This is a genomic window from Egibacteraceae bacterium (genome assembly GCA_040905805.1).
GTDB lineage: Bacteria > Actinomycetota > Nitriliruptoria > Euzebyales > Egibacteraceae > DATLGH01.
The window spans coordinates 1-12,137 of record JBBDQS010000013.1 but is presented as its reverse complement, the minus strand read 5'-3'; the positions used below and the strand labels follow the sequence as shown (position 1 = coordinate 12,137).

The 12,137-nt window shown below is 73.9% G+C and carries 12 protein-coding genes; 6 read left to right on the top strand and 6 right to left on the bottom strand.

Annotated elements, in window-relative coordinates; translation table 11 throughout:
- Positions 1 to 183: 183 nt before the first annotated feature.
- From WD250_02505 to WD250_02485, 5 genes are all read right to left on the bottom strand, one after another.
- Positions 184 to 465 carry a Uma2 family endonuclease gene (locus WD250_02505; protein ID MEX2619069.1) on the bottom strand — a complete coding sequence of 94 codons (282 nt, stop codon included), beginning with the start codon at positions 463 to 465 and terminating at the stop codon, positions 184 to 186.
- 247 nt (positions 466 to 712) lie between these two features.
- Positions 713 to 1,984: a hypothetical protein gene (locus WD250_02500; protein MEX2619068.1), complete on the bottom strand. Its 1,272-nt coding sequence runs from the start codon at positions 1,982 to 1,984 to the stop codon at positions 713 to 715.
- A complete protein-coding gene (locus WD250_02495; GenBank protein MEX2619067.1) occupies positions 1,981 to 3,501 on the bottom strand; it encodes a hypothetical protein in 1,521 nt (506 codons plus the stop codon). The genes WD250_02500 and WD250_02495 overlap by 4 nt, the downstream gene beginning before the upstream one ends.
- A gap of 262 nt (positions 3,502 to 3,763) precedes the next feature.
- A complete protein-coding gene (locus tag WD250_02490) occupies positions 3,764 to 5,332 on the bottom strand; it encodes an alpha/beta hydrolase (protein MEX2619066.1) in 1,569 nt (522 codons plus the stop codon).
- A 122-nt stretch (positions 5,333 to 5,454) separates the two neighbouring features.
- A complete protein-coding gene (locus WD250_02485) occupies positions 5,455 to 6,114 on the bottom strand; it encodes a hypothetical protein (protein MEX2619065.1) in 660 nt (219 codons plus the stop codon).
- A 285-nt stretch (positions 6,115 to 6,399) separates the two neighbouring features.
- Here WD250_02485 and gmd point away from each other — a divergent pair, with 285 nt between their 5' ends.
- The 3 genes from gmd to WD250_02470 are packed head-to-tail and all read left to right on the top strand — an operon-like array spanning position 6,400 to position 8,891.
- Entirely contained in the window at positions 6,400 to 7,434 is a 1,035-nt protein-coding gene (gene gmd, locus WD250_02480; protein MEX2619064.1) for a GDP-mannose 4,6-dehydratase, read from the top strand.
- Entirely contained in the window at positions 7,435 to 8,370 is a 936-nt protein-coding gene (locus WD250_02475; protein ID MEX2619063.1) for a GDP-L-fucose synthase, read from the top strand.
- 35 nt (positions 8,371 to 8,405) lie between these two features.
- Complete coding sequence (locus WD250_02470) at positions 8,406 to 8,891, top strand: hypothetical protein (GenBank protein MEX2619062.1); 486 nt, start codon at positions 8,406 to 8,408, stop codon at positions 8,889 to 8,891.
- A 207-nt stretch (positions 8,892 to 9,098) separates the two neighbouring features.
- Here WD250_02470 and WD250_02465 read toward each other — a convergent pair whose 3' ends face one another.
- Positions 9,099 to 9,689 (bottom strand): hypothetical protein, encoded by a 591-nt coding sequence (locus WD250_02465; protein ID MEX2619061.1) that lies wholly within the window; start codon positions 9,687 to 9,689, stop codon positions 9,099 to 9,101.
- A gap of 193 nt (positions 9,690 to 9,882) precedes the next feature.
- Here WD250_02465 and WD250_02460 point away from each other — a divergent pair, with 193 nt between their 5' ends.
- The 3 genes from WD250_02460 (at position 9,883) to WD250_02450 (ending at position 11,555) form a co-directional block, all read left to right on the top strand.
- The gene (locus WD250_02460; GenBank protein MEX2619060.1) at positions 9,883 to 10,248 is read left to right on the top strand and encodes a hypothetical protein; all 366 of its coding nucleotides are present in this window, start codon (positions 9,883 to 9,885) and stop codon (positions 10,246 to 10,248) included.
- 117 nt (positions 10,249 to 10,365) lie between these two features.
- Entirely contained in the window at positions 10,366 to 11,070 is a 705-nt protein-coding gene (locus WD250_02455) for a hypothetical protein (protein ID MEX2619059.1), read from the top strand.
- The gene (locus WD250_02450; GenBank protein MEX2619058.1) at positions 11,067 to 11,555 is read left to right on the top strand and encodes a helix-turn-helix domain-containing protein; all 489 of its coding nucleotides are present in this window, start codon (positions 11,067 to 11,069) and stop codon (positions 11,553 to 11,555) included. The genes WD250_02455 and WD250_02450 overlap by 4 nt, the downstream gene beginning before the upstream one ends.
- Positions 11,556 to 12,137: the final 582 nt, after the last annotated feature.

The window sequence follows — 12,137 nt, the reverse complement described above, 5'->3', positions numbered from 1 at the left end:
TGGACGTGGACGACGTCACGGGTGACGTCGATCACCCAGTAGACCGGCACGCCAGAGACCGGCACGCCAGAGACCGGCACGCCGGCCGCCGCGTCGATCCGCGCCTTGCGCCCGAGGCCGAGGTCGAGGCCGAGGTCCAGGCCCACGGAGGTGTCGGCCACCTCGATGACCAGCAGGGCGCGCTCAGGGTGGCGGTCGCGGGGCTCGGACCGCGGCAAGGTTGGGTTCGGGCTCGGAGTGCTCGCCGGCGGCCATGGGCAGGCCCACCCGCACCCGCGCCGTGCCGACGAGCGCGGGCACGAGCCGCTCGTTGAGCGCTTCCACGATGCCGGCGTGCGGCGCCTTCTGCGGGCTCATCGCTACGAGCTGCCCGTCGAGCAGCTGGACCCGCTCGTCGGTGTCGAACACGCCCTGCTCGATCAGCAAGTTGTACTCGACGTCAGCGGACGCGGTGGGCGGGGTCACCGTGGCGCTGCGCGACCTGCGCGACCTGCGCGACCTGCGCGACCTGCGCGGCAGCGGCGCAGCGGACGGACCCGGACCTCGGCCATGTCCTGCACGCGGCGGCGGGGGTCTGTGCCATGGGACGCCTCCACACGCGCCGCCTGTGGACAGCGCCAGCCTACCGACGTGCGAGGTCGTGCATCGGCGTATGCCGCCCACTCGACCCGCTGCGACCGCCTGAACTGAACGACGAGCGGCGGGCGAGCGCTCAGGCGGGCCGGTAGCCCTCGAGGGCGAGCCAGGCGCGTCCCCTGCCGCGGACCCGCTCGGCCGAGAAGACCCGCCAGCGGCCCTCCTCGTCGGGGCGGTCGGCGAGCACGTCGCGGAAGCGGCGGAACACCTCGCTGCCCTCCAGCGCATGGCCGAGCCGGTCGGCCAGGCGCCGGTCGGCGACCGTGGCGGCGAACGACACCATGTCGCGGTAGGCGTACCGGGAGCCGTGCGGATCCAGGGCCAGCCACGCGTCGGGGTCCTCCCAGTCGCCGGGCAGGTCCTCGCCGGTGCTCGCCTCCCAATCGTCGAGGACCGGCCACAGCTCCCCGGTGGCCAGCTCCAGGCGCCACGCGGGCTCCCCGGGCCCGCCGCCGTCCAGGTGCGCGCCGACCTCGCCGGCGTCGACCGGCACCGCCCGGCGGGCCGGCACCGGGCCCGCACCGAGCGCGGCCTCCAGGTCCTCGGCCAGCTCGGTGTCGCCCTCCCAGTCGCGCTCGCGCAGGGTCCGCGCGCACCGCTGGGCTAGCTCCGCCGCCTCGGGATGGGGCCCGGCGAGCGCGACGAGCAGCCCCTCCCCGGCGAGCTGGGCCACCTCGCCCAGCGGGTCCTCGTCGATCACGGCGAGGACATCCGCACCCGACCGGCGGCCCACCGCCTCGCCCAGCCGCCGGTGGCGCGGCAGGTCCCACACAGGCGCCGCGAGGTCGAACAGCTCCTCGGCGATCGCGCGGGGGTCACCGCGATGGCCGTGCACGAGGCGGTCGAGCTCGGCCAGGCTCGCGGCGGCCTCAGCCGCGAGGCGCCGGGCCTGCTCGTCGGGATCCGGCGCCCGCTCCCGCAGGTGCTCGGCGCGTCGCGCGGCCAGCGCGTCGAGCGCCTCCTCGTCAGGCCCCGCCAGCGACCAGACCCGCACCGGGCCGGTGATGCGGTGGTTGGCCACGGGCCGGTCGCGGGGCACGCAGCACCAGCGCAGCGGCACCCGGTCCAGGCGGTGGCGCTCGAACAGGCCCCGCACCGCGGGCGGCTCGGCGCCCCACGGCAGCTCGTCGGCCGTGCGGTCAACGACCAGCGCAACATCGGAGCGCTCCAGGCGCTGGGGGCCCTCCAGCAGGTCGCCGAACGCATACGCCGCGAGCACCACCGGCGTCTGCCCGCCGAGCTCCCGCGCCAGCCGCGCGTCCTCGGCCAGCGCCTCCGCCAGCCGCGCGTCCTCGGCCAGCGCCTCCGCCAGCCGGCGCAGGTGGCCGACCGCCGTGGCGTACCTCATCGCGGTCCGAGCCTCGGTGATGCTGGCAGCCCCGCGGTCTCGCCACCAGGGATCAGCTTCTCCAAGGCGGGTAGCACGTCGGTGAGCGCGCGGGTCTGCGCCGGGGCGTGCGCGGCCAGTACCGGGCGCAGCGCCGCCCAGTTGGTGGTGATCCAACGGTAGGTGCACTGCAATCGCGGTGGTGACAGGCCAACCGTCTTGACCTTCGTGCGCAGCCGAACCCGAACAGCGACGGACTGGGAGCGGGCCTCCTCGCCCACGGGCAGCTCGGCCATCGCCTTGACCAGCGCACGCTCCCGCTCGGCGAGGCCGTGCTCGAGGTCCAGCAGGTCGCGCAACGCGGCCGCGGCGGCATCGGTGCCAACGCTCCCGGCGCTCCCGGCGACCATGGCGAGGACGCGCAGGACGTCGCCTGCGGCCTCCTTGGGGAGCCTGTGCACCGGCAGCTCGCCACCGACGCCCCGGAGCCGCCGGCGCAGCTCGACCCAGTCCGCATCGCCCGCCGCTGCGCTTGACAGCGGCCACTCGGCGTGGAACGCCTCGACGTCGCGGCGCAGCCCGCCCAGCTCCTCGACGGCGTCCGCCGCCTGCTTGGCCTGCCGCTCGGCCCGGTTCGCGGCCGCGTCGTCCTCGCGACGTTCGCGGGCCGCGCGCTCCTGTCGGCGCACGTCGGCCAGCGCGGCGACCGCCGCCGCCTCGGCCTGGGTCCACGCGTCCCGCAGCGCGTCGCGGTGCGCGGTCACCTCCCGCTCCAGGCGGCAGAGCGTCGCGGCGCAGCGGGTCCGCGCCTCGCCCAGGGGGCTGGTCGCCGCCTCCAGGAAGGTGGTGTCCGTGTCGGCGGCGAAGATCCGCTGCTGCTCGCCGACGCAGGTGCTCAGCCGTGCGGCCCGGCTGAGGGAGCGGCGCTTGCGGCTCGGCTTGGGGCCGATCCGGCGGGACTGGTAGGGCCCGCGGACGGTGACCACGTAAGCCAGGTCGCGGCGCCACTCGTCCCAGCCGAGGAACCCGAGGGTCAGCACCGCTCGGCCCGCTGCCGAGATGCTCGCCACGGCGGCGTCCAGCACGCCCGCGCACTCCCGCCACGACGCCTGGAGCGCCTCGATCGTCTCCTCGCCGTCCGCCGCGGGGCGGGCCGGCGGTGGCGTGGGGCGCCAGCGCAGCAGGCGCTTGCGGGTGAGGGCCCGCAGATCGTCGGCGACGGCGAGCATCTCGGCGTCGAGCACCGCCAGGGCCGCGGTGACCACGTCGGCGTCCAGGCCCGTCAGCGCATCCACCGGGTTGTCGGCGTCGGCCGCCTCCAGTCCCGCGACGAGGCCCTCGACCTCACCCGTGGCGCCCATCCCCCGCAGGGCCTCCACGAACGCGGGCACCGAGGCCGTGGCGAGGATCGCCGTGAACGGCGCGACCCGGGAGTCCATGGCGCGGTAGGCGGCCAGCAGCTCGGGAGCTGCCGCCAGCGAGCCGGCCGCCCGCGCGCCCGGCCGGCGCCGCAGCCGCAGCCGGTCGCGCCTAGACAATGCCAGCCCCTTCTCGCCTCGCCCCCGTCATCCTAGAGCAAAGGCTCAGACGGTTTCCTCCCTGTACGCGTGCTTCCGCCCAGGCGGTGGTGGCCGTGGCCGACGAGCACCTCGGGGCACGCCACATCCGGTTGCGCCTCTTGGCGGTGAGTTCCACAACGGCCCCGACGTGGAGTGGGCCGCCTTCGACGGTGGCTCAGGCGAGTGCCGCGAGCCCTTCGAGTTCTGACGGGCACCGCACGTGAGCATCAGGTACGTCGGCTCAGCCGGGCGGGGCGAACTCCACCGTCATGGCGGCCAGGCACGCGGTGTCGACCGGGGCGGTCGGGTCGTCGATGAACGCCTCGAAGATCCCGCGCGGGCAGACGTGGGCGTCGATGACGTCGTGGCCCATGCCGGGTGCGATCAGCAGGTGGCCGTTGCGCAGGCCGGCGGCGGCCTGCTCGGCCCACCACGGGGGGGTCTGGGGGTCCAGCGCCCCGGAGATGACCAGGGCGGGGACGTCGCTGGTGACGGGTCGGCGCACTGCGGCGTCGACGGGGGGCGGCGCCCACAGCGCGCACGCGTCGACGGTCGAGGCGACGATCGCCGACTGCGACGCCGCGACGACGTCGTCGAGGTCGACCTCGAGGACGTCGGCCACGTCCTCGGCGTCGACCTCGGCCAGGCGTGAGTGGGCGATCTCCTCGGCGCACTCCACGAGGTAGAACAGCCCGTCGCTGTCGGATCCGTCCCGGGTGCGTCCGCGCCGCTCGACGAGCGCCTCCAGCGGCTCGGTCCCGCCGTCGGCGATCGCCGCGATCCAGGCGGGCATCAGCCCGACCGCGGCGGACTGGCCGAGGCCGGCCACCACCGCCTCGGCGAACCCGAGCCCGTCGAGCTCGGTGTCGTCGTCGAGCACGACCGGGTCCTGGTCCAGGTGCACCACCGCGTCGACGAACGTCGCGTACAGCTCGGAGTAGGCGCCATCGCAGGTCGCATCGGCCGCGCAGGCGTCCATCAGGCCCTCGACTGCGGCGACGCCGGCGGCGACGGTGTCGGCGTAGGCGTCGACCTGGGGCGGATAGGCGCCCTCGAGCACGACCGACCGGATCCCCTGGGGATGGTCGCGCAGGACCGCCAGGGCGACCCGCGTGCCGTAGGAGCTGCCCCACAGGTTCCACTCGTCGTAGCCGAGCGCTGCGCGCAGATCGGCGACGTCGGCGGCGATCTCGGCGGTCCGGTAGACGTCGAGGTCCACCCCGGCGCCGGCCAGGCGGTCACGGCAGGATCGCAGCGCCTTGAAGTCGTCGTCGGCCTCGGCCAGCTCGGGGCAGCCCAGCGACGGGCGTGACCAGCCCGTGCCGCGCTGGTCGAGCAGGACCACGTCGCGGCCGGCGAGCAGCCCGTCGGTGGTCCACGCCTCGAGCTCGGCGAGCCCCGACCCGCCGGGTCCGCCGGTGAGGTACAGCACCGCATCGGCGTGGCCCTCCTCGAGCGCGTGGAGCACCGCCACGGCCAGGTCGATCGTCGCCCCGTCGGGGTCGGCGCGGTCGGCGCGGTCGGCGCGGTCGTCGGGGTCGGCGCGGTCGGCGCGGTCGGCCGGCACCGACAGGTACCCGCAGGTCACCGCGACGTCGGTGTCGCCCGGGTCGACCGGACAGGCGCTCTCGGTCCAGGTCCCCGCCGGCGCGCCCGACGGCTTGTCGCCCGAGGCGGCCACCGGCGACGGCCGGTCACCCGCCGGCGCGCCAAGACCATCCTCCACCTCGTCGTCGACGAGCAGCAGCCCGATGGCGACGAGCACGACGCACAGGGGGATCCCCCACCGCAGGACACGACCCACCGTCACACCCCGGCTTCGGTGCGGCCCGACGACCAGGCGCGCGCAGGAGCGCACCGTACACCACCGGTGCAGCGACCCAGGGAGTGGGGATGGACATCGGTTGCTTCGCCGAGCGCGCGCCGACCGGCCTACGCGTGTGAGGTCCCACGACGGATCGCGCCGAGGGTCTCGGCCGTGTCCTCCCTCGCCAGGTCCAGGAGCCACATCCGGTCTCGGAAGGGCCGGAAGCCAAGGGATGCCAGGAAGCGGGTGTTCTCGGTCTCCGAGCGGAGGCGTCCGAGGTCGTCGTCGCGATCCGAGTCACGATCGGTCGGTCCCGGGTGGGCGAAGACCGCGGTGCCCAGTGGCGCCAGTGTGAGGATGGCGTCGGCGACGAGCAGACTCGCGTAGCGCTTGCGGCGAAGCCCCGGGTCCACGTTGACGTCATGCAGGAACAGCACCCTGCTCGGTGGCCATTCGAGCTCGTCCTCGACGTCAGGCTGGAAGGCGCCGCCGACATCCAGGACATGCTCGTAGTAGTAGGCGACGTCGGCCGAGTGCGCGTCCGCGACGTCGAATGGCGCTTCACCGACGCGCAGGCACCGGTCCACGTCGATGCCGTACAGCACGGCTCGCGCGATGGGCTGCCAGCGGACCTCGGTCTCGTCGTCGCGCTCGTCGCGCTCGCCGAGCTCGCCGATCTCGCCGATCTGCAACGTCACATCCCAGACGTCGAGCTGGTCCTCGTCGGGCTCCTGCCAGAGCAGACGGTCCAGCCCGTACGCGACCCGAAGAAGCTCGTTCCCCATGGTCTTCCCACTCCGTCGGATGGAGCCGACGCGGCCACCCGAACCGGCATCGGCGTTGCCGATCATCGTAGGTCACAGTCCGGACGGGGGTCACCGGCACGCGCCGGCGTGCGTTGCGCGCGATGGGACCGTCGATGTCCGCAGGGTGGGCGGTGGCGTACTCGATTTGCGAGGCGGGTCTGGCGCGCAGGCAGGTCGCCGCTGTGCACGGCGGCCCCGAGCCGCGTCGCCTGGGCGGGCTCACCCTTGCGCCACCGGGAGCAGCCGGGCATCGTAGCCCCCCTCGTGAAGGCATTCATCACCGGTATCACCGGGCAGGACGGGTCCTATCTCACCGAGTTGCTGCTCGACGAGGGCTACGAGGTGCACGGCCTGGTGCGGCGGGCGTCGACGTTTGGCACCGAGCGCATCGACCACCTCTACCTGGACCCCCACGAGGACCCGCGGCTGATCCTGCACTACGGCGACCTGGCGGACGCCAACGCCCTCAGCCGCCTGCTCCAGCAGATCGAACCCGACGAGATCTACAACCTGGGCGCCCAGTCCCACGTCGCGGTGTCGTTCGACAACCCGATCTACACCGCCGACATCGACGCGCTCGGCACGCTGCGGCTGCTGGAGGCGGTGCGCCAGCTCGACCGGCCGGTGCGCTTCTACCAGGCGTCGAGCTCGGAGATGTTCGGCAAGGTCGCCGAGGTGCCCCAGACCGAGACCACCCCGTTCCGCCCGCGCAGCCCCTACGGCGTGGCGAAGGCCTACGGCTACTGGCAGACGGTCAACCACCGCGAGGCCTACGGGCTGCACGCCTCCAACGGCATCCTGTTCAACCACGAGTCGCCGCGGCGCGGCGAGACGTTCGTGACCCGCAAGGTCACCCGCGCGGCGACCCGCATCAAGCTCGGCCTGCAGGACACCGTCTACCTCGGCAACCTCGACGCCGAGCGTGACTGGGGCTTCGCGGGCGACTTCGTCCGCGCGATGTGGCTGATGCTGCAGCAGGACGAGCCGGGCGACTACGTCGTGGCGACCGGCGAGCGCCACTCGGTGCGCGAGCTGTGCGCGGCGGCGTTCGGCGCGCTCGACCTCGACTGGGCCGACTACGTCCAGATCGACGCGCGCTACCTGCGCCCCGCCGAGGTCGACCTGCTCCAGGGCGAGGCGTCCAAGGCCCGCCGGGTGCTCGGCTGGGAGCCCACCGTGACGTTCGACGCGCTGGTGGCGATGATGGTCGCAAGCGACCTGGAGATCGCCCGCCAGGAGCGCACCCTGGTCGACGCGGGCCACCGCGTCGTCGAGTGGCGCACGGGCAGGCCCGGCTAGGTGGACCTGACGCGCGCACACGTCCTGGTCACCGGCGGCGCGGGGTTCCTCGGCCGGCGGCTCTGCGCCGTGCTGCGCGACCGCGGGGTGGGCGAGCTGACGGTGCCCCGCCGCGCCGAGCACGACCTCACCGAGCAGGCGGCCGTACGCGACCTGCTCGCGTCCACCCGCCCCGACGTGGTCGTGCACCTGGCCGCCGAGGTCGGCGGCATCGGCGCCAACCGCGCCAACCCCGGGCGCTACTTCTACGCCAACGCCGCCATGGGCCTGCACCTGATCGAGGAGGCCCGCCGGGTCGGGGTCGCCAAGTTCGTCCAGGTCGGCACCGTGTGCGCCTACCCCAAGCACACCCCGGTGCCCTTCAGCGAGGACGACCTGTGGGCGGGCTACCCCGAGGAGACCAACGCGCCCTACGGGATCGCGAAGAAGGCGCTGCTGGTGATGCTGCAGGCCTACCGCGACCAGTACGGGCTGAACGGCATCTACCTGCTGCCGGTCAACTTGTACGGGCCGGGGGACAACTTCGACCCCGAGACCAGCCACGTCATCCCCGCGCTGATCCGCAAGTTCGTCGCCGCCCGCGACGCCGGAGACGCCTTCGTGGAGGTGTGGGGCACCGGGGCGGCCACCCGCGCGTTCTGCTACGTCGACGACGCCGCCCGCGCGGTCGTGGACGCCACCGAGCGCTACGACGGCCCCGACCCCGTCAACATCGGCGCCGGCGAGGAGGTCAGCATCGCCGAGCTGGCGCGCCTGATCGCCACGCACACCGGCTTCGACGGGCAGATCCGCTGGGACACCTCCAGGCCCGACGGGCAGCCCCGGCGCATGGTCGACACCACCCGCGCCCGCGAGCGCTTCGGGTTCACCGCCGGGGTCGGCCTCGACGATGGCCTGGCCCGCACCATCGCCTGGTGGCAGGCCCAGGCGCCATGAGGTGCGTGTGGCGAGCGCGACGAGTAGCCGTTCCGGTGAGCCGGCACCGGGCAGGTCGGCGGGGTGGGCGCCTGCTCGTGTTCGGGGTGCTCGCGGTGCTGGCGGCGGCGTGCGGGCAGGCCACAGAAGACGAGCCGGGTCCCGACGCGGGTGTCCCGGTCACCGCCGCGCCCACCGAGCCCGCCGAGCCCGGTCAGCCCCAAGCCAGCGACGCCGACTTCGAGGCGCTCGCGCAGGCCGCCGAGGCGGCCGGACAGGTGCGGGTCATCGTGGGCGTGCGAGCGGCATTCACGCCGGAAGGTGAGCAGGACCCGGCCGCGGCCGCCGCGCAGCGAGCCGCGATCCGCCGCGAGCAGGACCGGGTTCTCGCAGCGCTGGCGGGCACCGACCACGTCGTCGAGCGTCGCTTCGACAGCGTGCCCCAGATCGCGTTGACCCTCTCCCCGGAGGCGGTCGAGGCGCTGCGACGGTCAGGCCTGGCGGCCAGCGTGCAGGTCGACGAGGCGGTCCCGCCCGCATAGGGCGCTGCTGGGCACGTGGCCGTCGATGGCCGTGGCGTACCTCATCGCGGCCCGAGCCTCCTGCTGACACCAACCGCCCTGCGGTGGAGGCCGGGTGCGCCCGCCGCTGGGCAGGTCCGGGTTGACCGGCGATGGCGCGACAAGAGTGAACCGCGCCGTGCCCCAGGGGAGAGACACGGCGCGGTTGGTTGCGCGAGCCGGGGAGGGTTACGGGACCTCAGGTGTCAGGCCGAACAGCTCTTCCAGGGTCTCGAGGACCTGGGTGAGGCTGGCGAGCAGGGACTCCAGGACGCCGCGGGCCTCGTCGGGAAGCTCTGTGCCGTCGATCTCGGGCAGGCCCTCGGGGAGCTCGCCGGCGTCGGGCAGGCTGTCCGGGTCGATGGAGTCGCTCTCCTCGACAGAGTCACGGTCTTCGGGTGCGCCGTTGGCTGGCACGGTGAAGCCGGCGCGCTCGCTCGCGTGTGCGCGGGCCTCGGCGGAACGCTGCTGGCCGGTCGCGGGCGAGCCCTGCGGCTCAGCGTCGTCGTCCCCGCCGCGCTCGCGGGCCTCTGCCGCGCGGGCCTGGCCGAATGCGCGGCCGTCCACGCTGGCCTCGCCATTGGCCGGCACCTCGAAGCCGGCCTGGCCGCTGGCGCGTGCGCGACCGTCCGCGGAGTTCGTCTCGCCGGTCTCGGCGGAGCCACCGGCCTCGGCGGCGGGGGCCGGCACGTCGCTGGGGGGGCCGGGCTGGGCCAGGGCCGCGGAGGCGCCTCCGGCCGTCAGGGCGGCGGTCAGGGCCAGAATGGCTATGCGTCGCATGTGCTGCTCCTCTGCTTCGTGGGCTGGGATTGCGGTGTGCAGATGCCGGGACAGCGCACGAGGCCCCCCGCTGGATACGGCCCGCAAGCAAAAAACGTCGGAGCGTGATCCAGGCTCGGCACCGCAGTCGGGCGTGGCGGGGAGGGCTGTGGGATGATCCGTCCCGGTTGCGGTTGATGGCAGGGGGTGGACAATGGCGCTTGACGAGCGTGCCCGTCACGAGTTGTTCTCGCGTGTGGAGGAGGTTCTGGGGCCCGTGCCGGCGGAGACGCTGTTTGGCTACCTGCCGCCGGTGGGGTGGGCCGACGTGGCCACCAAGCATGACCTGCTCCAGCTGGAGGAGCGCCTGAACGCCCGCATCGACGCGGTGGACGAGCGCATGGGGGCGTTGGAGGAGCGTCTGGACGCGCGCATGGAGGCGCTGGAGCACCGCCTGATCGCGCGCATGGACGAGCGCTTCGCGGCACAGGCGCGGGCGATGGCGCAGCAGACGTGGGCGATCCTGGTGGCGGTGCTCGTGGCGCTGGTCGGGGCGGTGGTGACCACCGCGCTCCTGTGAGCGGCGGTTTGCAACGGGCCAGGCTTTGCCGCAGCGGCGCCATGCTCGCCCGTCCGCGCTCCACGAGTAGTGATCTGACGCTATAGTGTCTTGACTCACTATTTCCCAGGAGTGGCGATGGCCTCCGACCGGACCGAACCCGAGCCGGCCTGGCAGGATGTCCTGCGCTCAGCGGCGCGTCTCCAAGAGCTCGTGCCCGACACCGTGCTCGTGGGTGGGACGGGCGCAGCGGCACATGCCAGCCATCGCGTCTCCTTCGACCACGATCACGTGCTGATGGACCTGCGGGACCGCTTCGATCAGGTTCTCGAAGCGCTCGAGGCGTCCGAGGGGTGGGTCACCGCCCGGGTCCGACGTCCCGTGCTGATCCTCGGCAGCCTCGACGGTATCGAGACCGGCGTACGCCAGCTCGTCCGGCGGCGTCCCCTCGAGGTCGAGCGCTTCCAAGTTGGCGGCAAGCCGCTCCTGGTCCCGACACTTGCCGAAGCCCTGCGCGTGAAGGCCTGGCTGGCACTCACGCGCAACGCCACCCGCGACTACCTCGACGTCGTCGCCTTGGCGGACCGGCTCGGTCCGGATGCACCGCAGGTGGTGCTGTCGATGGACGACTTCTACGCCGACCAGCAAGGACCTGGGGGGGCACGGATCGCCACGCAGGTGGTGAAGCAGTTGGCCGAGCCGCGACCCTACGATCTCGACGATGTCGAGCTGTCACGCTACCGCCGTCTCGAGGCGCGGTGGCAGGACTGGGACGCGGTGGCTGTGCAGTGCCAGCGGCTCGCCGCGAGCGTGCTGGACCGCATCGCCGAGGAGCGGCCATGACGTCCTTCCGCCACCTCGACTACGGCGACGACGTGCTGATCGACGAGTTGGGCCCTGCCGCGCTCGACGACCTGCTGGACCGCGGGGACCTCCAGGCGTGGGCGCCGCTGCTGCGGCGCATCGCGCAGGACCCGGATGGGCCGCTTGCGGCCACGGTCCTCGACCTGTGCGATGCCCACCCCATGTACGGGACGAGCAGGCTGTGGCGGAACTGGATCGAGCGGCGACGCAGCAGCGGCCGGCACGGGCACAGCGCTGCCGATGGCCTCGGTGAGCTGCGCCGCCGCCGGCGTCTCACCCAGACGCAGGTGGCGGATCGGCTCGGGATCAGCCAGTCGGACGTGTCCAAGCTGGAGCGTCGCCCCGACCTGCGCCTGTCCACACTCGGGCGCTACGTGACGGCCACCGGCGGCCGGCTGCGACTGGAGGTGCGCTACCCCGCCGAACGGGTCGAGCTGCGCAACCTTCCGCCGCCCAGCGGCTGACTGGCATCGGACGATGTCTAGATATGGGGGCAACCCCGACCACCGCGTCCCGCACCTCGGGCTGCCCGGAGGCGTCGAGAGGTCCAGACGCTTGCCACCATGGTGGGCGCGCCCCGCGCCCCGCGCCACGCGCCACGCGCCCAGGGCATCGGCCGTGATCGGGGTCGCGTGCGCGGCCATCTGGGGCGCGCAAGACGCCGTGCGTCGTCGGCCGACGAGCCGCTGGTGAGCGCGGTCCTGAGTGGGGCGACCACGAGGTGTCGAGGCCAATAGTGCGCCCTGCATACCAGCATGAGGCAACGGGTGGGGCAACCGCCTGTCGCGGTCCCAGCGGGCCCACCCGGCGCACGCGCTGGTCCCGGTCAGGCACGCAGCACGCATGGCAAGGCCCCCGGCGGGGGCCGGGGTGGCGGGTCAGGGGGTTCGTCGGGGCGGCGGCGGGTTGAGCGGCGGGTGGGTTTCCCACAGGGAGGGCTCGGCGTCTGGGCCAGCCGGGTCGGGTGCTCGCGCCGCCGCCGGTCGGGGGTCGGGCCCGCCATTGTGGGGCGGACCCGCGGGTGGCCCTCCGGGTGGTCGGGGGTC

Coding starts and splice junctions, on each gene's coding strand:
- WD250_02450 (MEX2619058.1), top strand. CDS start 11,067: ATGACGTCCTTCCGCCACCTCGACTACGGCGACGACGTGCTGATCGAC.
- WD250_02465 (MEX2619061.1), bottom strand. CDS start 9,689: ATGCGACGCATAGCCATTCTGGCCCTGACCGCCGCCCTGACGGCCGGA.
- WD250_02460 (MEX2619060.1), top strand. CDS start 9,883: ATGGCGCTTGACGAGCGTGCCCGTCACGAGTTGTTCTCGCGTGTGGAG.
- WD250_02485 (MEX2619065.1), bottom strand. CDS start 6,114: ATGGGGAACGAGCTTCTTCGGGTCGCGTACGGGCTGGACCGTCTGCTC.
- WD250_02500 (MEX2619068.1), bottom strand. CDS start 1,984: ATGAGGTACGCCACGGCGGTCGGCCACCTGCGCCGGCTGGCGGAGGCG.
- WD250_02455 (MEX2619059.1), top strand. CDS start 10,366: ATGGCCTCCGACCGGACCGAACCCGAGCCGGCCTGGCAGGATGTCCTG.